Source organism: Pseudomonas sp. NFACC16-2, assembly GCF_900119205.1.
GTDB classification, from domain to species: domain Bacteria; phylum Pseudomonadota; class Gammaproteobacteria; order Pseudomonadales; family Pseudomonadaceae; genus Aquipseudomonas; species Aquipseudomonas fluorescens_Q.
In genome coordinates this window covers 1-24,907 of record NZ_FPIX01000026.1, presented here as the reverse complement: position 1 = coordinate 24,907, position 24,907 = coordinate 1, and the positions used below count along the sequence as shown (strand labels likewise).

General features: G+C 59.2%; 26 protein-coding genes. 11 read left to right on the top strand and 15 right to left on the bottom strand.

The window, feature by feature from the left end; all coding sequences use genetic code 11:
* The first annotated feature begins 188 nt into the window (after window positions 1-188).
* Entirely contained in the window at window positions 189-539 is a 351-nt protein-coding gene (locus tag BT116_RS19910; protein ID WP_063322141.1) for a hypothetical protein, read from the top strand.
* 170 nt (window positions 540-709) lie between these two features.
* On the opposite strand, the gene BT116_RS19905 is transcribed toward BT116_RS19910, so the two are convergent.
* The 6 genes from BT116_RS19905 to BT116_RS19880 form a co-directional block, all read right to left on the bottom strand.
* Window positions 710-2,230, bottom strand: coding sequence for a nucleobase:cation symporter-2 family protein (locus BT116_RS19905; protein ID WP_072346569.1), 1,521 nt, complete (start codon window positions 2,228-2,230; stop codon window positions 710-712).
* Window positions 2,231-2,354: 124 nt separating this feature from the next.
* Window positions 2,355-3,179, bottom strand: coding sequence for an arylamine N-acetyltransferase family protein (locus BT116_RS19900; protein ID WP_072346567.1), 825 nt, complete (start codon window positions 3,177-3,179; stop codon window positions 2,355-2,357).
* 117 nt (window positions 3,180-3,296) lie between these two features.
* A complete protein-coding gene (gene xth, locus BT116_RS19895) occupies window positions 3,297-4,091 on the bottom strand; it encodes an exodeoxyribonuclease III (protein WP_072346565.1) in 795 nt (264 codons plus the stop codon).
* Window positions 4,092-4,160: 69 nt separating this feature from the next.
* On the bottom strand, window positions 4,161-6,737 hold the full coding sequence (locus tag BT116_RS19890) for a bifunctional diguanylate cyclase/phosphodiesterase (protein WP_072346563.1): 2,577 nt from the start codon (window positions 6,735-6,737) through the stop codon (window positions 4,161-4,163).
* Window positions 6,738-6,942: 205 nt separating this feature from the next.
* Window positions 6,943-8,514 carry a sensor domain-containing diguanylate cyclase gene (locus BT116_RS19885; RefSeq protein ID WP_072346561.1) on the bottom strand — a complete coding sequence of 524 codons (1,572 nt, stop codon included), beginning with the start codon at window positions 8,512-8,514 and terminating at the stop codon, window positions 6,943-6,945.
* A gap of 335 nt (window positions 8,515-8,849) precedes the next feature.
* Window positions 8,850-9,509: a ribonuclease T2 family protein gene (locus tag BT116_RS19880; protein WP_072346559.1), complete on the bottom strand. Its 660-nt coding sequence runs from the start codon at window positions 9,507-9,509 to the stop codon at window positions 8,850-8,852.
* A 179-nt stretch (window positions 9,510-9,688) separates the two neighbouring features.
* Between BT116_RS19880 and chrA the strand changes: the two genes are divergently transcribed.
* Entirely contained in the window at window positions 9,689-11,047 is a 1,359-nt protein-coding gene (gene chrA / locus BT116_RS19875) for a chromate efflux transporter (protein ID WP_072346557.1), read from the top strand.
* On the opposite strand, the gene arsN2 is transcribed toward chrA, so the two are convergent.
* Window positions 11,044-11,475, bottom strand: coding sequence for an arsenic resistance N-acetyltransferase ArsN2 (arsN2, locus tag BT116_RS19870; protein ID WP_072346555.1), 432 nt, complete (start codon window positions 11,473-11,475; stop codon window positions 11,044-11,046). The two genes, chrA and arsN2, sit on opposite strands and share 4 nt — an antisense overlap.
* 131 nt (window positions 11,476-11,606) lie before the next feature.
* On the opposite strand from arsN2, the gene BT116_RS19865 reads away from it, so the two are divergent.
* From BT116_RS19865 to BT116_RS19855, 3 genes are all read left to right on the top strand, one after another.
* Window positions 11,607-11,915, top strand: coding sequence for a type II toxin-antitoxin system RelE/ParE family toxin (locus BT116_RS19865; RefSeq protein WP_072346553.1), 309 nt, complete (start codon window positions 11,607-11,609; stop codon window positions 11,913-11,915).
* A 2-nt stretch (window positions 11,916-11,917) separates the two neighbouring features.
* Window positions 11,918-12,205 (top strand): helix-turn-helix domain-containing protein, encoded by a 288-nt coding sequence (locus BT116_RS19860; protein ID WP_072346550.1) that lies wholly within the window; start codon window positions 11,918-11,920, stop codon window positions 12,203-12,205.
* A 132-nt stretch (window positions 12,206-12,337) separates the two neighbouring features.
* A complete protein-coding gene (locus BT116_RS19855) occupies window positions 12,338-12,826 on the top strand; it encodes a hypothetical protein (RefSeq protein WP_072346548.1) in 489 nt (162 codons plus the stop codon).
* 77 nt (window positions 12,827-12,903) lie between these two features.
* Here BT116_RS19855 and BT116_RS19850 read toward each other — a convergent pair whose 3' ends face one another.
* Entirely contained in the window at window positions 12,904-14,121 is a 1,218-nt protein-coding gene (locus BT116_RS19850; RefSeq protein WP_072346546.1) for an MFS transporter, read from the bottom strand.
* 361 nt (window positions 14,122-14,482) lie between these two features.
* Between BT116_RS19850 and BT116_RS19845 the strand changes: the two genes are divergently transcribed.
* Window positions 14,483-15,400: an AraC family transcriptional regulator gene (locus BT116_RS19845; protein WP_072346544.1), complete on the top strand. Its 918-nt coding sequence runs from the start codon at window positions 14,483-14,485 to the stop codon at window positions 15,398-15,400.
* 67 nt (window positions 15,401-15,467) lie between these two features.
* Here BT116_RS19845 and BT116_RS19840 read toward each other — a convergent pair whose 3' ends face one another.
* Together BT116_RS19840 and BT116_RS19835 are read right to left on the bottom strand one after the other, a co-directional pair.
* Window positions 15,468-16,943 (bottom strand): cysteate racemase, encoded by a 1,476-nt coding sequence (locus tag BT116_RS19840; protein WP_072346542.1) that lies wholly within the window; start codon window positions 16,941-16,943, stop codon window positions 15,468-15,470.
* A 10-nt stretch (window positions 16,944-16,953) separates the two neighbouring features.
* Window positions 16,954-18,249 (bottom strand): dicarboxylate/amino acid:cation symporter, encoded by a 1,296-nt coding sequence (locus tag BT116_RS19835; protein WP_072346540.1) that lies wholly within the window; start codon window positions 18,247-18,249, stop codon window positions 16,954-16,956.
* Window positions 18,250-18,431: 182 nt separating this feature from the next.
* Here BT116_RS19835 and BT116_RS19830 point away from each other — a divergent pair, with 182 nt between their 5' ends.
* Window positions 18,432-19,379, top strand: coding sequence for a LysR substrate-binding domain-containing protein (locus tag BT116_RS19830; protein ID WP_072346537.1), 948 nt, complete (start codon window positions 18,432-18,434; stop codon window positions 19,377-19,379).
* Window positions 19,380-19,389: 10 nt separating this feature from the next.
* On the opposite strand, the gene BT116_RS19825 is transcribed toward BT116_RS19830, so the two are convergent.
* The 3 genes from BT116_RS19825 to BT116_RS19815 all read right to left on the bottom strand — a co-directional run bounded on the left by BT116_RS19825 (window position 19,390) and on the right by BT116_RS19815 (window position 21,062).
* Complete coding sequence (locus BT116_RS19825; RefSeq protein ID WP_072346535.1) at window positions 19,390-20,244, bottom strand: nickel/cobalt efflux protein RcnA; 855 nt, start codon at window positions 20,242-20,244, stop codon at window positions 19,390-19,392.
* 7 nt (window positions 20,245-20,251) lie between these two features.
* Window positions 20,252-20,539 carry a metal-sensing transcriptional repressor gene (locus tag BT116_RS19820; protein WP_053183374.1) on the bottom strand — a complete coding sequence of 96 codons (288 nt, stop codon included), beginning with the start codon at window positions 20,537-20,539 and terminating at the stop codon, window positions 20,252-20,254.
* Window positions 20,540-20,786: 247 nt separating this feature from the next.
* Entirely contained in the window at window positions 20,787-21,062 is a 276-nt protein-coding gene (locus tag BT116_RS19815; protein WP_013692639.1) for a hypothetical protein, read from the bottom strand.
* A 745-nt stretch (window positions 21,063-21,807) separates the two neighbouring features.
* Between BT116_RS19815 and BT116_RS30725 the strand changes: the two genes are divergently transcribed.
* From BT116_RS30725 to BT116_RS19800, 4 genes are all read left to right on the top strand, one after another.
* Window positions 21,808-21,978 carry a YhfG family protein gene (locus BT116_RS30725; RefSeq protein WP_003199786.1) on the top strand — a complete coding sequence of 57 codons (171 nt, stop codon included), beginning with the start codon at window positions 21,808-21,810 and terminating at the stop codon, window positions 21,976-21,978.
* Window positions 21,978-22,577: a putative adenosine monophosphate-protein transferase Fic gene (locus tag BT116_RS19810; protein WP_072346533.1), complete on the top strand. Its 600-nt coding sequence runs from the start codon at window positions 21,978-21,980 to the stop codon at window positions 22,575-22,577. The genes BT116_RS30725 and BT116_RS19810 overlap by 1 nt, the downstream gene beginning before the upstream one ends.
* 92 nt (window positions 22,578-22,669) lie before the next feature.
* Window positions 22,670-23,392 carry a metallophosphoesterase gene (locus tag BT116_RS19805; RefSeq protein WP_072346531.1) on the top strand — a complete coding sequence of 241 codons (723 nt, stop codon included), beginning with the start codon at window positions 22,670-22,672 and terminating at the stop codon, window positions 23,390-23,392.
* Between the two features lie 216 nt (window positions 23,393-23,608).
* Window positions 23,609-23,881 carry a CopG family ribbon-helix-helix protein gene (locus BT116_RS19800; protein ID WP_072346529.1) on the top strand — a complete coding sequence of 91 codons (273 nt, stop codon included), beginning with the start codon at window positions 23,609-23,611 and terminating at the stop codon, window positions 23,879-23,881.
* A gap of 145 nt (window positions 23,882-24,026) precedes the next feature.
* Here the strand turns inward: BT116_RS19800 and BT116_RS19795 are convergent, their stop codons facing one another.
* Both BT116_RS19795 and BT116_RS19790 read right to left on the bottom strand, forming a co-directional pair.
* Window positions 24,027-24,335, bottom strand: a complete 309-nt coding sequence (locus BT116_RS19795; protein WP_072346527.1) for a BrnA antitoxin family protein — start codon at window positions 24,333-24,335, stop codon at window positions 24,027-24,029.
* A complete protein-coding gene (locus BT116_RS19790) occupies window positions 24,313-24,588 on the bottom strand; it encodes a BrnT family toxin (protein ID WP_072346525.1) in 276 nt (91 codons plus the stop codon). Before BT116_RS19790 ends, BT116_RS19795 begins: the two co-directional genes overlap by 23 nt.
* Window positions 24,589-24,907 lie beyond the last annotated feature (319 nt).

The following is a 24,907-nucleotide window of genomic DNA, read 5'->3' as shown; positions in this document are numbered from 1 at the left end:
CCAGCCCAGCCCGGTCTCAGGCCCCTGGATGACGCGGCGCGGTAAAGAAAAAGCCCTACAGACCTTACACAATATTTACCCAACGGCGTCGCAAATCCTGAGAAAATCGTTGTCAGAGCAAGTATCCCCGCGACCCTCATCGGGTCTGTTGCAGACCACAGGCGCCGGGGCCGAAACGAGGAACAGCCATGAATCGTAGACTTCCCATCATCGCCCTGCTCATGGGGGCACTCGCGGTCACCGGCCAGGCATCCGCCCACGGTCGTGGTGGTTGGGAGGGGCCCGCCGTTTTTGGTGCCATCGTCGGTTCGGCCATCGTTGGCTCAGCCATCATCAACCGTGATCGGCCGGTGTATGTGCAGCAACCGGTCTATGTCCAGCCACAGCCGGTCTACTACCAGGCCCCGCCACCGGTCTACTACCAGCCGCAGCCGGTGTATGTAGAGCGACCGATCTACTATCGCCCGGCACCGGTGTATTACGGGCCACCACGGGGCTACTACTATGGTCCGCCGCGCGGTCATTACGGTCGCTGGTAACCGGCTCCCGGGCGGCACGAAAAAGCCTGTGATCAATGATCACAGGCTTTTTCATGTCCACTGGATAACCCCTGTGGCGAGGGAGCTTGCTCCCGCTGGGCTGCGCAGCAGTCCTAAAACACGGCCGCTTCGCGTCCAGCGGGAGCAAGCTCCCTCGCCACAGGGAATTGTCAGACGTGCTCGCTGCTTTTCAGACGGATCGGCGCATGCTCCGCCGCCCCGTGAACAGGCTCAGCCACCACGGGAATCTCGTTGCCATCGCAGTCGTGCAGCTTGCCATCGCTGAAGTAATCACCTTCACGTAGCGCTGCCAGGTCCTGATAGCGCAACACTCGCTCGGTGCCGGCGGCGAAAACCGACTGCTGGTCGGAGTTACCGGCGGTGAAGTGGTTGAACGCCAGGTTCAGCGCGATCGCCATGATCGCCGAAGAACTGATGCCCGAATGGAAAATGGTCGCGAACCAGCTCGGGAAATGGTCATAGAAATTCGGTGCGGCGATGGGAATCATGCCAAAACCAATGGAGGTGGCGACGATGATCAGGTTGACGTTATTCCGGTAATCGACTTTGGACAGCGTGCGGATGCCACTGGCAGCCACGGTGCCGAACAGCACGATACCGGCACCGCCCAGTACCGAGGTCGGCACCGCCGCGATCACCCGGCCCATGAACGGCAGCAGGCCGAGCACCACCAAGAAGACCCCGCCGGTCGCCACCACGAAACGGCTCTTGATCCCGGTCACCGCCACCAGCCCGACGTTCTGGGCAAAGGCGCTTTGGGTGAAGGAACCGAAGATCGGCGCGATCATGCTCGACAGCATGTCAGCCCGCAAGCCGTTACCCAGGCGCCTGGAGTCGACCTTGGTGTCGATGATCTCGCCCACCGCCAGGATGTCGGCAGAGGTTTCCACCAGGGTCACCATGATCACGATGCACATCGACAGGATCGCGGCGATGTGGAAAGTCGGCATGCCGAAATGGAACGGTGTCGGGAAGCCGAACATCGGGCCTTGGCTGACCGATGAAAAGTCCGCCATGCCAAGGAACACGGCGATGACGGTACCAATGACCATCGCCAGCAGAATCGACAACCGTGAGATGGTTGCGCTGCCCATTTTGCTCAGCAATAGCACCAGCACCAGGGTCACCGCCGCCAGGCCGATATTGGCCATGCTGCCAAAATCAGCGGCGTGGCTGTTGCCACCCATGGCCCAGCGCGCCGCTACCGGCATCAGGGTCAGGCCGATGGTGGTGATCACGATGCCGGTGACCAACGGCGGAAAGAACCGGGTAATGCGCGAAAACACCGGGGTAATCAGCAAACCAATCAGCGACGCGGCGATCACCGCGCCCAGGATGGCTTGAAAGCCGCCTTCCCCGCCGCTGCCGACAATCGCCACCATGGTCGCCACGCCCGAGAACGATACGCCCTGCACCAAGGGCAATTGGCAGCCAAAAAACGGCAGGCCGAGGGTTTGCAGCAATGTTGCCAAGCCCCCCGCGAACAATGACGCGGCAATCAACAGACCGATGTCCGCGGGCGAGAGCCCGGCCGCCTGGCCGATGATCAACGGCACGGCGACGATGCCACCGTACATGGTCAACACATGTTGCAGGCCGTAAGCCATATTCGCGCCGACGCCAAGGTTTTCGTCCTCGGGCCGTGGGAGTGAAACATGGGGCGTTTTCATGGTTCGGGGATTCCCTGTTTTTTGTTATGGGCACACTGTATTCAAAACTCAGGACAAATGTCCATATAGTTGTATACAACTTGTTGCCCTACCCAGGAACAGGTACCCCCGGCCAACAGCCTTCTTATGGCTGGAGCACCTTCACAATCGCCGGCCGCAACAGCTCGCGCGGCGGTACGCGCAGGCCAAACTCTTGTTCGAGCAAGTCAATCAATTCATCGGCATCGGCGATCACCCGGCGTTCGCTCTGCTGCCCTATCCGGTGCACCGCGTAGCTGTTGCCGTTCAGGGTCTTGCGCAACCCGTCACCGGTGCGTGCAACCATCAACCGGCCCATGAACGGGGATTCCGGGTGGCTGCTGACGTACCAATTACCGAGGGTGTAGTCGATGTCTTCCTGGCGTTGCAGATCGAACAGATACATTGGCCGCCATTCGTCGTCGACGTTGGCGCGCAGCAGGTAACCGTCCGCATGGGTTTCGATGCGGTACAGCTCATGGGGGGTGGTTTGGGCCTCACGGCTGTCCAGCAGCAACGGCGCAGTGGGCACCATGCCACCAAAGCCGACGTCGGTGATGTAGCGCACGCCGTCTAACGTCACCAGGCTCAACCGGTGGGTCCGGGCAGCCCAAGAGCCTTCAGGCGCGTTCATCACCACGCGCCCGGTGATGCCGCGGGCGTCGAAACCCAACTCCAGCAACAGCGCAAAAAATAGTTGGTTGAGTTCATAGCAATAGCCGCCGCGCCCTTGTTCGAACACTTTTCGTTCGACCGATTCAAGGTCAATGGGCACGGGTTGACGCAGCAACGTCGACAGGGTTTCAAAAGGGAACTCGGCGGTGTGGCGCCGTTGCAGTTGACGCAACGTGTCGAGGGTCGGCGCTGGGGGGGCGTCGAAACCCAGGCGCAGCAGATAGCGGGCCGTGTCGCTCAGTTGGAGGTGACTCATGAGGTGTGTCCTTTTCCAGGGTCGGCGCTGCGCTCACGACAAGCGCACCGCTGTTGGGCGCCAGGTATAAGGCATTCCCCTCACAGAGACAACAATCGACCGGGATGTTTCGCCTGGTCACCGCCGCTTGCGTGACGCCAGCCGGATCCAGGTGGGCGCATGGTCGCTGGGGTGGGGTTGGTTCCGGACCCAGGCGTCCACGCCGGCCTCGCTCAGGTACGCGCTGGCCGCCGGGTTGAGTAGCAGGTGATCGATGCGCAGCCCGGAATTTTTCTGCCAGTGCTGACGGAAATAATCCCAGAAAGTGTAGATCCGCTCATCTGGATACAGGTGGCGCAACGAATCGGTCCAGCCCTGGTCCAGCAGTCGCTGGTAGCACGCGCGGCTTTCTGGCTGCAACAGCGCATCCTTGAGCCAGGAGCGCGGGTTGTAGATGTCCATGTCGGTGGGTACGACGTTGTAGTCACCGGCCAGCACCACAGGGTGATCGCTGGCCTGCAACCCTTGGGCGTAGTCGATCAGCCGTTCGAACCACGCCAGTTTGTAGTCGAACTTGGGACCCGGTTGCGGATTGCCGTTGGGCAGGTACAGGCAACCCACCAGCACGCCATGCACCGCCGCCTCCAGATAGCGACTGTGGCTGTCGTCATCCCCACCAGGCAGGCCTCGGCGGCTCTCCAGCGGCTGCGCGTCACGGGCCAGGATCGCGACGCCGTTCCAGGATGCCTGCCCATGCCAGATCGCCCCGTACCCCACCGACTCCAGCTCCGCCGCCGGGAAATCATTGTCCACGGCCTTGAGCTCCTGCAAACAGGCAATGTCGGGTTTTTCCCGCTCCAGCCATTCCAGCAGATTGGGCAGCCGGGCCCGGATGCCATTGATATTGAAGGTCGCGATCCGAAGGTTTTTCATAGCGCCAGAACTCGAAATGCCCAGTCACAGTTGTGACCGACAACCGGACTGGGTGGTTGCAACAGGTTTTCAGGAACCCGTTTTCGGCAGGGGCAGGCTACTCTCCAGTAGGTGTGCAAAGGCTTGCTTGTCGATCGGCCGGCTGAGGAAATAACCCTGCACCTCGTGGCACTGGTCCGAGCCCAGTGAGCCGAGCTGGGCCAGGGTTTCCACGCCCTCGGCAGTCACCGTCAGCCCCATGGCCTTGCCCAGGTTGATGATCGCCTGCACCACAGCGCGGTCATTGCTGCTGTTGCTCATCGAAGCAATGAAGCGCTTGTCGATCTTGATGCCATCGAATGGATAGGTGCGCAGATAACCGAGGGACGAATAACCGGTACCGAAATCGTCCATGTTCAAGCGCACGCCCAGTTCCTTCAGGGCATTCATGACCTGCAGAGCGCCATCAACGTCGTTGAGCATCACGTTTTCAGTGATCTCCAGTTCCAGGCGACTCGCCGGGAAACGGGTTTCGATCAACACCTGTCGCACATCCTCCACCACATCGCTGCGCTCGAACTGCGCCGGTGAAAGGTTGACCGAAACCATCAATTCTCCCGGCCAGGTCAGTGCGGTTTCGCAGGCCTCGCGCAATACCCATCGCGAAAGCGGGACAATCAGGTCGGTTTGCTCGGCCAATGGAATAAAGGCGTCGGGGCTCAACAAGCCTTGGGTCGGATGCTGCCAGCGAACCAACGCCTCGACCGCCACGATCTCCCGACCATCGACGGTGTAGCGCGGTTGGAAATGCAGGACGAATTCGTTTTTCTTCACCGCCTGGCGCAGGTCGCTCTCCAGTTGGCGACGATGCTGGATCTGATCGTTCATCTGCGAAGCGAAATAGCACCAGGTTTTCTTGCCCTCGGACTTGGCCTGGTACAAGGCAATGTCGGCGCAGCGGATCAGTTCTGCGGGTATATAACCCTGGCGGCGGCTGACAGCAATGCCAATGCTCGCGCCGATGTGCAACGAATGGGTTTCGTAGAAGATCGGCTGCTGCAGGCTGTCGATCAGCCGCTCGCAGAATCGATCGATCTCAGTGGTGTGCTCCATCCCGTTGAGCACTACCACGAACTCGTCCCCTCCCAGGCGCGCCACCAGGTCTTGCTCGCGGGTGCAGTCGCGCAGTCGCTGGGCCACTTCCAGCAACACCGCGTCGCCGGCCGGGTGGCCGAGGGAGTCGTTGATCGGCTTGAAGTTGTCCAGGTCGACCATCAGCAAGGTCAGCGGCGCGGAATGCTCCTTGGCCACCAGCGCATCATCGAGGTGTCGCGCCAGCTTGTTACGGTTCGGCAGGCCGGTCAGTGCATCATGCATCGACAGGTGCTGGACCTGGGCATGGGCCGCCACTTCATCGGTGATGTCACTGGCGGTGCCGCGATAGCCCACCACCTGAGCCTTGTTAAAGATCGGGCGTGCCGAGACGCGGCAGAAACGCAATTGCCCGGAATGATCACGGTAGGAACAGCGCAAGTTGCTGGCGTTCTGTTCCTCCGTCAACTTGCCCAGCCAGAGGGCAATCGGCGTGGTGTCGCAATACAGCAGTTGTTCGATGTCCTGCCCTAGCCATTGCTGGTCGGAAAACCCGGTGACCGTATTGAAACGCCCCGACAGGTAAGTGATGCGTTGCTGCCCGTCGATTTCCCAAATCCAGTCGGAAGCCGCCTCGGCCACGGCCCGGAAGCGCTCTTCGCTGGCCTCCAGGGCATGCGCCGACTGTTCCAGGCTGTCGTAACTGGCGTCCACATGCCGTGCCGTGCGCAACGCATAGCGAGAAAAGTAGGCGGTCAGCAGTGCCAGAATCAGCAACGCGCCACCCAGCGGCGGCAACAGGGACCAGAGCAATTGCTGGCCCGGTCGCTCCAGGCGAGACACCAGGCTGAAGCCGGTACTGTCCAGTGGCACGGCCGGCTGGCCGGGCTCAAGCTCGGTGTCTTTCTTGAGATTCAAGTCGGTGAGGCCATAACTCTGGCCCAACTTGCGCAGTTTGACTGGCGTCAGTTGATCGACGAACAGCAAGACCGAGGTGCCTTTGGACTCGACCTGGGGCCGTTCGTCGTTGGGCAGGATCACCGAAGCCGTCACGATGGCCGGCCAGCCCTCGAACAAGGTGTAGCGGGTCATGGACATCGTCAGGTCGGGCTGCGCCTGGAGCTGGTCGACCAGGTCCGTCAGCGATGCATTCATATAAACCGCGGCATCACCTTGGACATTGCGCCCGCGCACCACGGCATATTTGGTGCGTTGCCGATCAATGACAAACACACCCTCGTATTCATCATTGGTGAACAGGGTCTTGCCCATGTTCTGTTCGGCGTAGGCCCATTGCACGTCGACTTCGCCGTTAAGGCGCTCGTAGCCCGTGGTCCAGTAGGCATAACTGGCAATGTAGTTTTTCGAAGCGGTGATGCGATTCTCGAGGGCACGCTCGATATAGAAATGCGTCTTGCGCACATCCTCCGCGTCCAGCTTTTGCGCAATATTGAACAACGCGGCAATCGCCACCAGAACGCCCAGGACAAATAATGCCCCGAGCGCCACAACCAGGCGACGGGTAATCGGTGTGTGACGCGCCGTGTTGGAAGGGGTATCGGCAGCGGAATCCATTGATCTGCTCCTGTCCTGTCAACGCTGGCTCCGATCGAGAACGGTGAGGATCCGCGGCCAGTCATGCTCCCAACCTTAGCACCCGCTGCCTGATCATTTGGCGAGCCCACGGTTTTTTGCGAAAGAACCTACACACCTCGTCTATGGCACCAGCGCAGTGTCTGAACAATGGACCGTGGCACGTTGCCGATGATTCCAACCGATCTCAACGATCCGAGCGCGCCAGCGTATCGAGCCCACCTTCCGTCGATAGCACCGCCACACGGTTGCGGCCGCTGTACTTGGCCTGGTAAAGCGCCGCATCGGCCCGCTGGATGAAGACTTCGATGCTGTCCAGGCTGCTGGGCACAAAGGCATAGCAGCCCAGGCTCACCGTGAGGTAGCCGGTCGGGGAGCCGGAATGGATGATGTGCTTGTCGATGACGCTGCGGCGGATCTGTTCGGCCAACGCCATGGCCCCCGAAAGATTGGTGTCGGGCAACAAAACCGCAAACTCTTCGCCGCCATACCGCACCGCCAGATCGGCCTTGCGATGGCAACAGTCCTTGAGCACCTTGGCCACTTCCGCCAGGCAATGGTCCCCGGCCACGTGCCCATAGGCGTCGTTGTAGCGCTTGAAGAAATCGATATCGAGCATGATCAGGCTCAAGGGACTGCGCTGACGGGCGCCCCGCCCGAATTCGACGTCCAAGGCCCGTTCGAACAGACGCCGGTTCGCCAGCCCGGTGAGGCTGTCATGGGTGGCAATCAGCTCCAACGCTTCCTGAGCCTTGCGCAAGTCAGCCTCGATCCGTTCGCTGTTACGTACCTGGCGCACGAATACCCAGCCGAACAAGCAAATGCCCAGCACCACCAGGCCGACAATCAGACTGGATTGGAAAGCCCTGTCATGCCACCCCGACAGGATCGCTTCTTCGGACACCGCGGCGGTGACCACCAGCGGATAAGCCTGTAAATGTTGGTGCCCATACAGCCTGACGACGCCATCGATGGCTGATCGGCTGACTGCATCGCCGGCCATCACGCTTGCCGCGTCATGCTTGAAGATATTCTCTTCACCCAGCGGATGACCGATTCGCGCCTGATCGAAAGGTCGACGCGCCAACAGTGTCCCGTCAGACAAGGCCAGGGCCATCTCGCCTTGATCATCCAGATTGAAGCTCCTGAAAAATCGGTCGAAATACGACATTTTGATGCCGGCCATCAACACGCCTTGGAAGTTGCCATCCTGATCGTTCAAGCGCCGGGAAACGGGAATGATCCACTCGCCGTTTTGCCGGCTGCGGATCGCCGGGCTGATATGAGCGATCAAGGAGGCATTCTGTTCGTGGAAAGTAAAATAATCCCGATCCGCCACCCCTGCGCCTCTGTGCAGGTTGTCAAAAGAGGTCACCACCCAGTGACCGTGCTTGTCGAACAGGAACAGGCCATGCAATTGCTCAAGGGATTGCACACGTCGGGCAAAGGTTTGCTGCAAGCGCGGCTGTACGGCGGGACCATAGCCATCGACTTGGATCCAATCTGCCAGGCTGGCCAACACCAGATCAGCTTGGAGAAAGGTGTCCTGGGCCTGCTGGGCCATGGCCCGGGTAAGCGTCGTCGAAGCGACGCGGGCCGACTCCAGATCGTGGCTGCGGGACTGCTCCAGCTGCAGGTAAAGCAAACCGCACAAGCACAGGCACACCGCCGCGATAAACGTCACCGCTGCCTTGAGCAACGGCAGGCGCTTCAAGGCACCGCCAGGGGCATGGAAAGGATCGAGAATAGGGATAGGCAAGCGAATTCCTGAAGGGGGCAAAACATGAGCGAATTCGCTCAAAGCCCCCAATATTCGTGAGCTTAGCCTACCGCTTGTGAGGCGGCAATTTGCCTGTGCAGCAGAGCCGATGGGTGGCTGCAGTGGATCCAAAAAACCGCCTGCCAGCCGATAAAAATGCCCTCTTCAGAACGAAGAAATTCCCTGTGGCGAGGGGATTTATCCCCGTCGGGCGCGCAGCGCCCCCCAAAAAACCAGGCAACTCGGTGTGCCAGGAAGATTGAGTTCACTGCTTTAGGGCTGCTACGCAGCCCAGCGGGGATAAATCCCCTCGCCACAGAGCAGGGTTGTGACTCTTATCGTACCGGGGGCACCCGGATCTCCCCGGCCCGGCATTGTGTCCTGACGCCCCTGCCACACGCGGCGAACGCCAGGTCCTTGTCCATGCACACTCGCACTTCCAACAATTGAGGTCCTCTGCAAATCACCGCAATGCCGTCGGGCGCAATGCCTGGATTGCTTTGGCGGAACAGCCGGATGATTTCATCAGCCTCGAAATAATACGAGGCGTTGAGCGGTTGCAACTGCGGTGGGATTTTCACCGCGCCCAAGGCTTTGTCGGCAACCTCCAGATAGCCCATGGCGCCCAGGCCACTGCAAGTGCCGTGCTTGGACCATTCATGCGCCATCAACTTGCGGGTGGGAAACAAGGTCAGGCCCTTCTGCTGCTCCGCCGCCGTCAACGGCACCTGGGGCGCACAGGATTGCGGCCAGCCGCCCCGGGTGTATTGCGGCCAGAGGCCATGGAGCACAAAGCCGTAACCCTTGCCGGAACACTGCGCATCCTTCTGGTGAGTCAGGCAGAACGTCGGCGACCAGGACAGCGCCAGCAAATAGTAATCGAATACCCCGGCCACGGATTGCGCCCGTGCATTGCCGGATTCGCGGGCATTGGCCGAGGCCATGGAACCCAGTGTCAGTACCATCAGCACAACAATGGCAAGACGTTGTTTCATTGACCCACTCCTTGGGGCGATTGTGCGAAAGCAAGATGATCGGGCGATGATTGTTCCAACCTTGTGTTTCAAATCTCTGAAGGGCTGTTTTTTACAAGCAAACCTTGCCGGGGGGCTATCTAAATTGCGTAACGCCCCATAACGTAGATCGCCTTTGACTTTTACGTGCCCCGTCGCCCATGAGCAAATCGACCCGAACCGATGACGAACAGCCCCTGATCCGACCCGACGCCGTCAGCCTGCGCGTGGCCTTCTGGTTCTGGCTCAAACTAGGCTTCATCAGCTTCGGCGGCCCTGCGGGGCAGATCTCGATCATGCACCAGGAGTTGGTGGAGCGCCGACGCTGGATTTCCGAACGACGATTCCTGCATGCCCTCAATTACTGCATGTTGCTGCCGGGGCCAGAAGCCCAGCAACTGGCCACGTACCTGGGCTGGCTGATGCACCGCAGTTGGGGCGGGATCATCGCCGGGGCATTGTTCGTACTGCCTTCGCTGTTCATCCTCATCACCTTGTCCTGGCTGTATGTCGCCTTTGGCGAAGTGCCGGTGGTGGCGGGCATTTTCTACGGCATCAAGCCAGCGGTAACGGCAATCGTGGTGCATGCCGCCCACCGGATCGGCTCCCGCGCACTCAAGAACAATTGGCTGTGGGCGATCGCTGCGGCGTCGTTCACCGCGATATTCGCCTTCAACGTGCCCTTCCCGCTGATCGTGCTGGGTGCCGCCGTCATCGGTTACCTGGGGGGGCGCTGGGTACCGGAAAAATTCAGTCTGGGCGGCCACGATGACAAGCACCAATCCTTCGGCCCGGCATTGATCGACGATGACACCCCGCCCCCGGACCACGTCCGGTTCAGCGCTTTCAGCCTCGCCCGCCTGGCGATCATCGGTGCCCTGTTGTGGGCGTTGCCAATGGGCCTGCTGACCGCGGTGTTCGGCTGGGAAGGCACGCTGACGCAAATGGCCTGGTTCTTCACCAAGGCTGCATTGTTGACGTTCGGCGGTGCCTATGCGGTTTTGCCCTACGTGTACCAGGGTGCTGTCGGACACTTCGGCTGGCTGACGCCGACACAAATGATCGACGGCCTGGCCCTGGGCGAAACCACGCCCGGGCCGCTGATCATGGTCGTGACCTTCGTCGGTTTCGTCGGCGGCTACGTGATGCAGGTGTTTGGTCCCGAACAGGCGTTTCTCGCCGGGGCCGTCGCGGCCACACTGGTGACCTGGTTCACGTTCCTGCCCTCATTCCTGTTCATCCTGGCCGGTGGCCCGTTGGTGGAGTCGACGCACAACGCGCTGAAATTCACCGCGCCGCTGACTGCGATTACCGCGGCGGTGGTCGGGGTGATCCTCAACCTGGCGTGCTTCTTCGGTTACCACGTACTCTGGCCCAATGGTTTTGCAGGTGCGCTGGACTGGCCGTCGGCAATCATCGCAATCGCAGCGGCCGTTGCGCTGTTTCGCTACAAGCTGGGGGTGATCCAAATGTTGATCGCGTGCGGGCTGGCTGGGCTGGTGGTGCACTTGCTGCGCTAGACGAGACGTTTGCCCAGGTAGGTCGCCGAAGCCGGGCACAAGGTTTTGAATTGGGCCGTCGCCCCGATCGAAGCAGGCGCCAGCGATCGGTCCCGCGCCTGATAGCCCTGGCCGGTAAAAAACGCGGCGGCGCTGTCAGTCAGCAGATGGAGCTGCCCTACAGCCTCACGTTTTGCAAACGCCTCGATAGCGGCCAACACCGCCGCGCCAACGCCCTTCCCCCGCTGCCCCTCGAGGACAACCAGCGAGCGCAGCAACCGGTCAGCCCCCTCCCCCTCGATGCCACCAAACGCCACAACAACATCTTGGTCGCTGAAGCTGAAGAACTGTCGACCGGGATACGCCAGATCGTCAACGGGTAGACCAGCCAGGGTGAGCGCATCGCGCAAAGGTCCCAGGTCGTTGTTACTCAGAGCTGTCATGCGCATGGTGGGTGCTCGGTCCTGTGTCCTGTCCTGATCATCGGGGCATTCCCGAATTTGGTTACAACTCACGGGGTGAATCGGAAGGCGAAGTTCAATAGGATTGCTCGAAAGTAAGCCACTGGCGTACATTAGCAATGATTGAAACTCCAATTTTTACCCGTCGGGTCAAAGAACTGATGGATGACGATGATTTCGCTGTCCTACAGAAAATACTGGTCCGTGATCCTTCCGCTGGCGATGTAATGGAAGCCACTGGAGGGATCCGAAAGATCCGCATCGCAGCCAAAGGCCATGGCAAACGGGGTGGGGCCAGGGTGATCTACTACCACTTCGTCCATGCCTCGCGGATCGCGCTGTTGATGATATACCCGAAAAATGAACAGCAAGATTTGACTGTCGATCAACGCAAAGCATTAAAAATGATTGTCGAGCACTGGAGATAACCATGAGCAAATTTTTCGATGAGCTGATGGAAAGCGTACAACAGATGGATGAAATCGTCCGAGGCGAATGCCAGCCGTCCCGGGAATTCATCGTCGATGCGTTGCAAGTGAAAGAAATACGCAAGGCTACCGGCCTGACCCAAGCCAAATTCGCAGCACTGATCGACGTCCAATTGGGCACGCTTCGCAATTGGGAGCAAGGACGACGCGAGCCAACCGGCCCCGCCAAAGCGCTGCTGCGAGCGATTCATAATGATCCGAAACACGTGATCAGCGCCTTGGCAGTTTAAGTGTTACCGAATCCCAGCCACCGCTTACATGTCGTGAAGGCGCTTGCTCCCCACTCCACCCTATGACCCAGCGCAAATGAACACCCCAGCCCATCAGCTAAGCTCAACCTATCATTACGAAAGGGAATCGACATGAGCAAGGCAGACGAGCTAGCGGCCAAACTGAGGAAAACCCAGCAAACCCGCGCCGATACCGACAACTGCGCCGACCTGGCGATCGAACACTGGCCCGCCCAGGTCTACGAACTGTATCGCCAGATCGAAATATGGCTGGCGCCCGTGTGCGAGGCGGGCCTGGACATTCGGCGCAACCCCACCCACGTCTTTGAAAGTCATTCCAGCGGTTCGACGTACAGCTACGCGATCGATCAACTGGTGATCGAAGGCAATCATCAGCGCATTTCATTCGACCCCATTGCACGTTTCTCGTCCAAGGGAGAGGGATGTATTGAAGTTCATATGAAGGGGCAGGAACACTGCATCGTGCGCAAACTTGGCGAACATGGTGAATCGCTCTGGCATATCCAGGCCCTGCGCCTGAGCGGACAACCGCGTCCAGAACCCGTCATGCTGGACGAGGACACCTTGCTCGCGCTGGTAGAGCAAGGCCTGGGGCTTTAACGCAAATGGGCGACCCTTGAGGTCGCCCTTTCAACGGTGTTTACACCAGGTCCTTCCTCGACTGACGGATATTTATCTCAACCCACCGTGCTGTAGGACGTTGCTTGTGTGGTCGATGAAGATTCCCGAACCGCTGACCGAGCAGCCAGCAACGCAAGAACAGCGGCAACGCCCAACACCGCCGCACTGGTTTCGAAGGTCGCGCGATAACCACTCAGGTCGAACAGAAGGCCGCCCACTGTCGCGCCCGCGGCGATGGCGAGCTGGACGATCGCCACCATCAGACCGCCACCGGCTTCGGCATCTTCCGGCAGCGTTCGCGAAAGCCAGGTCCACCAACCTACGGGCGCCGCCGTGGCCACCAGGCCCCAAAGGCCGAGCAGGAAGGTCGCGATCGTTACCGACCCGCCGAACCCCACCAGGGCAATGGCAATTGCCGCCATCAACAGCGGGATGACGATGAGCGTCCGATAGAGGTTGTTTTTCAAGCAGCCCCCGATCAGAAAGGTGCCCAGCAGACCCGCTACACCGATCACCAGCAGCATGAAGGACAGCATGGAAACACTCACCTGCGTCACCGTTTCAAGGAACGGGCGCAGGTAGGTGAACAACATGAACTGGCCCATGAAAAATGTGCTGACCGCCAGCATGCCCAGCGCGACCGGTGCCCGGGTCATCAACTTGAAGACATTGGTGCCGCCCCGCTTCGCCTGCGAAGGCATGGAGGGCAGGCGTAGCAGCAGCCAGACCAGGGCGATGGCGGCGACGGGCACGATACAGAAAAACGCGCCACGCCAACCGATGATCGCCCCCAGGAAGCTGCCCAGCGGCGCAGCGACCACCGTCGCCAAGGCATTGCCGCCATTGACGACGGCCAGTGCCCGAGGAACCTGAGCGTCCGGCACGAGCCGCATGGCCGTGGCCGCCGACAGCGACCAGAAGCCGCCAATCGCTACGCCGATCAACGCGCGACCGAGCATGAATACCGGGTAATTCGGTGCGAACGCCACCACGGTGCCTGAAACGATCATCAGCAAAGTCAGCCCCAGCAGAAGCCATTTGCGGTCGACCCGTGCGGCAATCGAGGCGATGAACAGGCTGGTGATCAGAGCAAAGGCGCCAGAGACGGCAATACCTTGGCCGGCCTGCCCTTCGCTGACATGAAGATCGGCCGCTACCGGCGTCAGCAAGCTGACGGGCATGAACTCCGAAGCAACGAGCACGAACGCGGCGAGCGACATGGCAAGTACCGCGCCCCAGGCGGGCGGGTCTTGTGACAATGGGTTATCGGTCATTGAATGACAATCCTGTGTTGCTTGATGGGTCTGTGGGAGCGAGCTCGCTCGCGATGACGGCGGCACATCCAACACCACCGCCTTAGGCAGATTGCTAACGCGAGCAATCCGTTGACGCGTCTATCAACCGGTCGACGTCGCGTTATCGACCGCGAAGCGATACTCGACGTCGCCCTGGAAGACGCCTTGGCGGATTGAGTGAGGGAGTATTTTCAGCGCTCGATCCAGCCGGCCGTTAACGCATTACGCTGAGATGCTTGCCTGATCCTATGAGTTCTTCCATCGCGCATAGGCAGCGCTTCGTTTAGCGCGTTAATGTTCTGCCTATAGCGCTTGAGCCGAGATGACACCCGGAGCCGACATGGCCGTCCAACGCCGATCCGTACAAGAGACAATGACCGCCGTCATTAGCGCCTGGGCACCACACCCGGGCGACTTCGAAACGCCCATTCCCGGCCTCGCCTTCTTCCGGCGCGAAGCCCCGGCGCCGCCGGTGATCTGCATGATCGAACCGAGCATCGTGCTGGTGACCCAGGGCGAGAAGCAGGTGTGGATCGGCGGCGAAGCCTATGGCTACGACACCGGGCGGTTCCTCATGACCTCCCTGGACATCCCGGCCAATTCCGAAGTGCTGCAGGCCAGCCCGGAACAGCCCTGCCTGGGCCTGGTCCTGAGGCTCGACTTGCGCATGGTGGCCGATCTGATCGCCCAAGGCAGCCTGTCGCCGCCGCGTGATCGAGCGGTCGGGATCGGCGCAGGAATCGGCACCGCGACGCCAGACTTGCTGGCGCCATTCGCACGCCTGCTGGGGTTACTGGATGAACCCGAAGCGATCCCCATACTGGCGCCGTTGATCCAGCGTGAGATTCACTACCGGCTGCTGCTCAGCGACCAGGCCGCCCGACTGCGGCAGATCGTTTCGGTCGATAGCCAGGGCTACCGGATCGCCAAGGCCATCGACTGGTTGAAATTGAACTACACCGAACCCGTGCACGTAGACGACCTCGCGGCGCGGGTGCAAATGAGTGCGCCGACGTTTCACCACCACTTCCGTCAGCTCACGGCGATGAGCCCACTGCAATACCAGAAGTGGCTGCGGTTGAACGAAGCAAAACGCTTGATGCTCAACGAGCACGTGGACGTGGCGAGTGCGGCCTTCAAGGTGGGCTATGAAAGCCCTTCCCAGTTCAGCCGCGAATACGCCCGTTTGTTTGGTGTGCCGCCCAAGCGGGACATTGCAGCGTTGCGTGGGCCGGCCAACCACACCAAGGTGGTTTGACTCATTGTGACCTGGTCCACTGATTCATTTGTGGCCTAGTTCACGGCTTCAGTCGCTTTCACGACTCTCATCGGATCTTCAGTCTTAGCGCCAACGCAACGCACCTCAACGCCAGAATCATCGTCGGATCAACCAGCGCCACCCTGTGCCCATTGATATCGAACGCCTCGCAATGCGCCAGCACCAGCGGCAACTCCGTACACCCCAGGATCAACACCCCCGCCCCCAGCTCGCACAGATGCTCGGCCGCCAGCAACAGTTGCTCCTTGCAGAGCCCCTGTGTGAAGCCGGCCTTGATACCCCGCGGTCCGTAGATGGCGTCCATGACCATCGCCTGGTAATCGACACCTGGCGTGAGGACCTGGAGCCCGGCATGGCGCGCCGCCTGGTGATAGACCTGGCTCTGCACCGTACCGGAAGTCGCCAGCAGGCCAATCGCCTTGCCCGAACCATAGGTCCGCGCGATCCACTCCACCGTCTCACTCAACATGTTCACGATGGGCACCCTCAGGTGGGCCTGGATCCGCTCGACGAAGGCATGGGCGGTGTTGCAGGGAATCGCAATGGCATTGGCGCCAGCACTTTCGAGGCGTTTGCAGGTGGCATACATCGCCATCGTCGGGTCGGTTTCATCGCGCAGCAGGCTGGCCGTCCGATCCGGTATCTGCGGGTTTTGCTCGACCACCATCTTGATGTGGTCCTGGTCCTTTCCCGCCGGGGTATTGGCCACCACCTTGGCCATGAAGTCCACTGTGGCGGCAGGCCCGACGCCTCCCACGATGCCCAGCTTGAAAGGTGGGCGCCTGGGCTGCGGGTCCAGTGTCGCGAAGTCGGCGTAGATCTCATTGATGTCCAGCACGGTGATCCCGCGACGCTGCAAATCGGCACAAACCAGGGACAGCTCGGTCATGCCGGGCAGCATCACCGTCGCACCCTGGGCCTGCAATGAGAGACACGCCCGATAGATCGCCTCAAGCGGCACGCCATCGAGATGACCGTCCTTGATGCCGTTGAGACCGTACATCGCCTCCATCAACCCCACTTGAGCGGCTGCGTCGGGGTAAACAATCCGAAAGTCTTTCCCGAAATATCGCTCGAACAATCCGCAATGGCGCACAAAGTCGGAGGCGATCACCCCCAACGTCGCCTGGGGCGGCACCGTGTGGCTGACGTGCCGGGTCAAGGCGACCATCATGTCCAGCACGGGAATGCCCAGTTCCTCCTCGATTTCAGCGCGAAAGGTATGGCTGGCGAAGCATGGGAGCATCACCGCATCGAAGCCACTGTCCTCGAACGACTTGCACACCTGGAACACATAAAACTTGCGCGACGTCATGCTCGCGCCCTGGTCCAGCGGCAGCAGCACGTCCTTGAACGGGTGCTGTTCGAACAGGAAATGGTAGCGTCCCTGATCCTCGAGCACCGCCCGGGACTTGACCAACTTGAAGAACAGATCGCCCCCGGCCAGAGACCCAAGCCCACCGACGATGCCCAACTTGCGCACCACAGAAGCCTTGTGACTCGACTTCGCTTTAGCCTTCATGAACGTATCCTCAAGCCACCGGCACCGGCTCGGATCGTGACCGAACCGGGGCACCTGCGCCCTCGTCCTCGTCGGCCTCTTCGTGGGGTTCGGACTTGGCGACAACCGCCGTCGCAATGCTGTTACCCACCACGTTGGTGGCGGTACGGGCCATGTCGAGGAACTGGTCGATGCCGATGATCAACAGCAGCCCCGCCTCGGGAAGATTGAACATCGGCAACGTGGCCGCGACCACAACCACCGAAGCCCGCGCGACACCGGCCATGCCCTTGCTGGTGACCATCAGCGTCAGAAGAATCAGCAACTGCTGCGTGAAACTCAGATCAATGTTGTAGGCCTGGGCGATGAACAGGATGGCGAACGCCTGGTACATCATCGAGCCGTCAAGATTGAATGAATAGCCCAGGGGCAACACGAAGCTGGACACACGTTTTGGCGCGCCGAACTTTTCCAGCGCCTCGATGGTTTTCGGGTAGGCGGATTCGCTGCTGGCGGTGGAAAAGGCCAGGAGAATCGGTTCGCGGATGAGCTTGCCGAGGTGGAAAACCGAGCGTCCAAGGAACAGGTAACCGGCACCGAACAGCAGCGCCCAGAGAATCAGGATTCCCAGGTAGAACTCAGCAATCAGCTTGCCGTAATCCACCAGCAGGCCAAGCCCCTGGGTGGTAATGGCCGAGGCGATCGCGGCAAACACCCCAATCGGCGCGAACGCCATCACGTAGTCGGTGATCTTGAACATCACCTTCGCCAGCTCTTCGATGCAATCGGTGATCCGGGTGTAACCCGCCCGTTTCACGCCGGCCAGTGCAAAGCCGAAGAACAACGAAAACACCACGATTTGCAGGATCTCGTTGTTGGCCATCGCTTCGGCAATGCTGCGCGGAAACACATGACCGATGAACGCCTTGAGACTGAAGTCGCCGGTGTTGACCGGCACGGCCGCCGTTGCGTGCTGGGCCACGTCCATGTTCAGCCCGGCACCGGGTTGAAACAGGTTGACCAGCCCCATGCCGATCAGCAGCGAGACGACCGAGGCGGTGACAAACCAGGCCATCGCCCGAGCCCCGATCCTGCCGACGGAACGGGAACTACCCATGCTAGCGATACCCCCGACCAGCGTCGCAAAAACCAGCGGCGCGATGATCATCTTGATCATGCGCAGGAAAATATCAGTGACCATCGAGAAGTAACTGGCGATCTCTTTGGCACTTTGCTCGCTCCCTGCGAAATGGTGACACGCCCAACCAACAAGTACGCCCAGGGCAATGCCCATGGCAATTCGACGTGGGAGCTTATTCTTCTTCACGGTGCTGTCCTCAAGTAGTTCTTGGAGTTTTTTTACTTGGCAGGATCGATTCTAAGGAGCGGATCCGGAAGGATGATGAGTAATCCTGCTAACCCCATGCGCTTTTGGAATAGTTAGCGAAAGGCTGCGCTGGGCCGGGGGATCGCGCAGTAAAATCAAGCGCTCACAACGGGGATTCCGATATGCAACTCAAATGGCTGGATGATCTTCTGGCGATTGGCGAATGGAAAAACTTCTCCCGCGCCGCCGAGGTTCGTTGCGTGACGCAATCGGCCTTGTCCCGGCGTATCCGCTCACTCGAGGAATGGGTGGGCGTCAAGCTGGTGGACCGGGGCACCTACCCTGTCCAACTCACCCCCGCGGGAGTCACCTTCTGCGATGAAAGCCGAGAGGCCCTCGCCGGACTACTGAGGTTGCGCTCGACGCTGCGCGACGTGGAACGAATGCCCGGACGCTCGATCCAGATCACCGCCGGCCACAGCCTGTCGATGACCTTCCTGCCCAAGTGGCTCTCGCAGTTCCAGCAACACAACGAACAGTTCAACGCCCGGGTGGTGGCCGCCAATATTCATGACGCCGTCATTGCACTGGAGGAAGGCAGTTGCGACTTGATGATGGTCTATCACCATCCGTTTGCCCCCATCCTGCTGGACCCCGAGCGTTTTGGCAGCCTGGTGCTCGGCCACGATGCGTTCATCCCCTTGTGCGCGCCCAACCGCAAGGGCGAACCGCTGTTCCGCCTGCCCGGCCGCGCCGGCAAACCGGTGCCCTACCTGGCCTACACGGCAACGACGTTCCTGGGGCGCGTCGCGGACATCGTCATCAACAACGGCCCTGAACCGATCACCCTGGAGCGCTGCTATGAAGCGGACATGGCGATGCTACTGATGCGCATGGCCATCGAAGGCTACGGCGTGGCCTGGCTGCCGCAGAGTGCGGTGGCCGACGAGTTGGAGCGCGGACTGTTGGTGCGGGCCGGTAGCGAGCAATGGAGCACGCGATTGGAGATTCGCTCGTACTGTGCGATTGCCAATCGCAACCCAACGATGCGTAAGCTGTGGAAGACCTTGGAAGGCGCTTCGCTGCAGCGGCCGGGCAACGCACCCACTGCGCCAGAAGGTGCGAACTGATCGGTGGAGGCTACGCGCTCAAGCCGATCCAGCCGTGGATGCCCACGTAGAGACCGACGCCGATGATCAATACACTGGACAAGTAAGGTGCCCGGCGAGCAACGGTGCCCAGCCAAGGCCAGCGATTGGAAGCCTGTCGTGCACCAATGGCCGCCGCAGCCCCCACGGTCACCAAGGTGATCGCCAGGCCGATGCTGAAGCACAGGACCAGCAGGCCACCCAGCGCGACCTCTTTGACTTGCAGGCACAGCAGCAGCACGGTAATGGCCGCGGGGCAAGGAATGAGCCCGCCCGTCAGGCCGAACACGATGATCTGGCCGGTGGTGACCTGCCGATTGTTGAAGCGCTTACGGATATCGTTGGCATGTGCCTGCTCGTGGGCATCCTGATAGCCCTCCAGCGACAGCGCCAGGCCTTTGGGTTCGGGATGCCCGTGGTCATGTTCATGGTGGTGGTGATCGTGATCGTGATCGTGATCGTGATGATGGTGGTCATGTCCCTGCTCGAACCTGAACATCCGCTCGCCACGCCAGGTACGCCACAGCATCCACAGCGCGATGGCAACGATCAGCGCAGCGGATGCCAGTTGGAAATACGGCTCGGTGGTTTCAGCGTCCAACCCCTGGCCCAGGTACATGCCGCCGAGGGCGACCAGCCACACCACGACGGTGTGGGACAGCGTCGCCGCCAGGCCTAGCAACACTGCCTGTTTGACCGAGCCCCGAATCGCCACGATAAACGCCGCCATCATGGTTTTCGAATGACCAGGCTCCAGGCCATGCAAGGCGCCCAGCAAGATAGCGCTGGGGAAATACAGCCAGGCGTGCGTGCCACCCTGTTGCAGCAGTTCAGCAAAATTGGGCATGTCGGGCCTAGAGGTACTTGGTGATTTGTTTGAAGGCTTCCAGCGGCGCGCGCTCGCCTTTATTCAACGACGAAACGGTGTCCTCCAGGCAGTGATCGATGTGATCCTGGATCAACGTCCGCTTGGCCTGGCACACCGCTTTCTCCACTGCATGCAACTGCTGGGCGATGTCGACGCACTCACGGCCCTCTTCGATCATCGTGATAATGCTGCGCAAATGACCGTCCGCGCGCTTGAGACGCTTGATGATCGCCGCATGGCTTTGGTGGGGATGTTCGTGGTCGTGCTCAGTCATGGTTTGAGCCTTGGGTTTCGATGAATTTACGCTCGCCACCCTATCCCCCTAGGGGGGATATAAGCAAACCCATCGAAACGCAGATCAACCTGTGGGAGCGAGCTTGCTCGCGATGACGGCAACACATCCAACATCGCCATCAACTGACCCACCGCTATCGCGAGCAAGCTCGCTCCGACAGGATTGCAAACTGCACAGGGTGATGAACAAGACAGTGCAGGCGACCTCGTGAGGTCGCCCACTTCTCTTACGACGCCAAGACCTGCGCCTGCAATCGCCGCCCAATCACATCCAGCAAATCACACCCATCGCGCAGGGGGATCGCTAGCACTTGGGCGAAATCATGAAGTATCACGGCGTCCGTACTAATGTCGGAACGCATGGCGAGGTTTTCCAGCAACTGAGTGACAGCGGCGATGCGGTAAGCGGCGGTGTCGTGCAGCACGTCCAACGGTGCTTCTGTGTCGATCAAGAGCGCGTGGAAATTGTTTTCGATACCGGTGATGGGCATGTAACGGGACATGAGGGGTTACTCCTGCGGGAATGGGAGGTCAGTGGCGGATTGGGATGCCGCTGGCAAAGAGAGCGAATCCGGGATCGAGATTCGGATATTTGGCAGGAGATATTCTTGGGGGACGCTAGACGAAAACCACCTTGGATTGGTTGTGGCTTTCGGAGGGTTGGGGGTGAGCTTTTTCATTGGCTTGTACCTAGGTTATGTAAAGGAACTGCCTTCACCACTTCCACCTGGTGGGTGGCAGCTGTACGCGGGTGTGGAAGACCGAGAACCTAGGACCCGGCGCACCCGAAGGCGCCCCGCGTACAGCCGCCGTAATTTAACAGCAGACCTAGGAAAAGCGTCTGCTTTTTAATTTAGCGGTGCAACGCGCTAGGTTTTTGTGAGGGCTTCCACACCCTCTCGCTGAATTTGCAGCGACGGAGAGAACTTAGCGCACGAGGTGATTGGGTGGACAGTCAGCGGGGAGCGACACAATTTGAGGGAAATTTCCGATGGGGGTGTCCGGCGATGGATTGGGCTGCGCAGCTAGGGGCGACAAGGACAAATCTCGAAACGAATGAGCGCCCAACGCCTTGGCATCATCAACCATCTACTGCGCCAGGCCTGCTATCAAAGACTGCTCACAATCTGGAATAGTCAGCCCGAAAACGGCCTCGCACAGTCAAACCTGATTCGTCCAGGCGCAACGTAGGCCACGCCAACGGGATGGGCTATAATCCGCCCACCAGCGCGATTTGAGGTCCAGTCCATGGGCAATGTCAGCCTTGAAACCAAAAAGGCCTATGCCGCCAGGACGCGTAGATCCAACTACGCGGCCAGCCTCCGTCTGGAAGGTTTCAAAACGACCTTCGCGGACGGCGAACGCAAAATGCCAACGCGTGAAGAGGTCTTGAAGGCCTTCACCCAGACCAGAACCTGATGGCTGACAAATATGGAGTCGGTGAAGACGCTTACTGCTACCCCGGCTCCGCGGTCCTTCGCAACAAACTCGATATCCGTGATGAACCGACCCTAAGCGAAGCCGAACAACAGCTCTCGGCCATCGCAGCGGACAACGTCGAATTCAGCCCTCCCCCCTACAGCCTGGCCTACCTTCAAAACATTCATCGAATCCTCTTTTCAGACCTGTTCGAATGGGCCGGCGAGTTGCGTACCGTTGGCATGTCCAAACAAGCCACCCGCTTTTGCCAACCCCAGTACATGCAAGCGGAAGCCAACAAGATCTTCATGAACATGACGGCGGCCAACTGGTTCGAGGGCATGGAGCGGGCTGAGCTGATCGTCGCCGTTGCAGAGGCCTATTCCGACATCAACGTCGTACACCCCTTCCGCGAAGGCAACGGTCGTGCGCAACGCATCCTGTTTGAACACCTCATCATGAATGCCGGGTTTGAAATCAGTTGGTGGGGGATTGAGAAGGACGAGTGGATCTTTGCCAACATTGCGGCTTATAACAGCGTCATGGGGCCTATGGAGCAGGTTTTTGAGAAATGTATCGGGCAGGCGATTCAAGCTTGACCGTACAACGTTATTCCCTCGCTCACCGACTTACGGTTTATTTCGCCAAGTGATACAGTCGCCGTCAATTAACGTCTGCTAAAGAACTGACAATGTACAGGACGAGATCTTTCCCACCCAACAAAAAAGGTCGCGACTTTGTGGTGGGCGACATCCACGGGCATTTCAAACTTCTAACAGCAGCCTTGAACAAACTAGACTTCAACACTGAGCTGGATCGCATCTTTTCCGTGGGAGACCTTATCGACCGCGGCCCCGATTCCATGGACGTATTGAACTGGCTTGAAAAGCCGTGGTTCCACGCCGTGCGCGGCAATCATGAGCAGATGCTCATTGACTGCATCTCCGGCCATGGTGACATACCCCGACATATCCGAAACGGTGGTGCTTGGCTCTACGAGTTACAACCCGATATTCAGCAAGAACTATCAAAAGCCCTGCAAGCACTTCCACTGATCATTGAGATAAATTTATCAAGTGATCAAACAATTGGAATAGTCCATGCCGAAGCTCCTGTCATCAGGAGTAATGATGGTTGGCAGGAAGCTAAAGATGCTATCACTGGAAAATCGGGGGCACAGCATCAGCGACAAGCCTTGAAGACAGCCCTGTATGCCAGAGAAAAAATCGAGCAAAACGACCACACGCCCATTAAAGGAATAGACCGACTCTATGTTGGTCATTCAACAGTACCCAGCATTATGCGCTTGGGCAATGTCGTATATATCGACACTGGCTGCGCATTTTCCGACGGTGCATTGAGCTTGGTAGACATCCAAACCGAAACCATAATCAGCATAAGCATGAGCCAGTGAGAATGGGGCAGTCTCATTTACTTTGATTCTCGATGTGAGATCAACGTCATGCTATTACCCGCAGAAATGTACCCTCGACGGCGGCGTCTGTGAGGCTTTTCAGATCTGCGCAAGAGGGAAACAATTCACGTCGAGACATACCTTGCGACGGCCTGCTGATTCAAGCGCTCGGTCAACGGCGTAAGATGCCCGAAAACGTCCACCATCAAGGCTGCCATGTCCGGCATATCGCTGAATCTGCCCGAAGACCTATCGAACTCCCTCGCCGATCTGGCCAAGACCAACGGCCAAAGTGCGAGCTACCTGGCGATGGACGTTCTTCGCGACTACATCGAACATGAAAAAGCGCTGACCACACAGATCGAACTTGCGGTAAAGGAAGCTGACCAAGGCAAATTCGCTTCCGATGACCAAGTGGCAGCGATGCGTGCCCGGCGCTGGAATCAAAACAGACGCGAGAATGGGCAGTCCCAAACGGGTCTTATCTGATTCCGTATCGCGTAGACGGTGATCGCCTCCAAATCCTGAAAAAGTGGACGGATTTATTATACCGTTACCGAGACAAAGCTAATCAGCAGGCAGCAAAAAGCCGCCTCATCGACGGCTAATTATTTTTGCGAATAATATTTGGCGACTAAGCCTTCAATTCTTCGGGTGTATGCGTTTTGAGCCAATCAGCCAAGGCGGCGTTCATCCGCGTTTGCCAGCCCGGGCCAGAAGCTCTGAATCTCTCCAGCACGTCAGCATCGAAACGAACATTGACGTGCTCTTTAGTGGCTACCGACTTGGGTCGACCACGCTTTGGCTTGAGCATTTCCTTTGCCTGAGCTTTGCCAAACAACCCAACAAGCACCTCGCTGGCTGGTTTGGCCTTGGCAAAGTCTTCGGTCGACCATTCGGGGTTTGCCGTATCGACCCTCTCAGGACTGGGTTTCTTGGTCATAATTTTTGACCTCCCGTTTGTTGGCTTTACGAAAGCTGATGATGTGGACCGCGTCACCCCGTGGGGTAAACACTACGACATGCAGCCGATCCCCTATGTATCCCATCGCCCGATAACGACACTCGCCGTAGTCGAATCGATCATCTTCCAGGATCAATGCTGTAGACCATTCAAAGTCCCGCACGAGGGCAAACGGAAGTCCACGTTCTTCGATGTTGCGAGCGTCTTTGGCTGGGTCATAGGTAATCTGCATGCAATTATCGTAGCCACAATAAATCGTTAACACAAGGTCTGCTTAGAAACCCTAAACCGAGCAGGCGCTCTTTCTGGTTGTCACGGAAGATTGAGGGCCAGGCTTGAGAACCCGCCAAGTACCTGACAAGCATCCCTGATAAACTGCGCCCCATTCGCCCCGATAACTCAGACTCCCCAATGCCCCTACAAACCGCTCCACTCACCCGCCGCTTCTCCGTCGCCCCGATGATGGATTGGACCGATTAACCGCCGCCCACGCCGCCCTACTTGCTTAGGTGCGCTATCCCCCCCCTTTCTGTAGCAATTATTTAGCAATC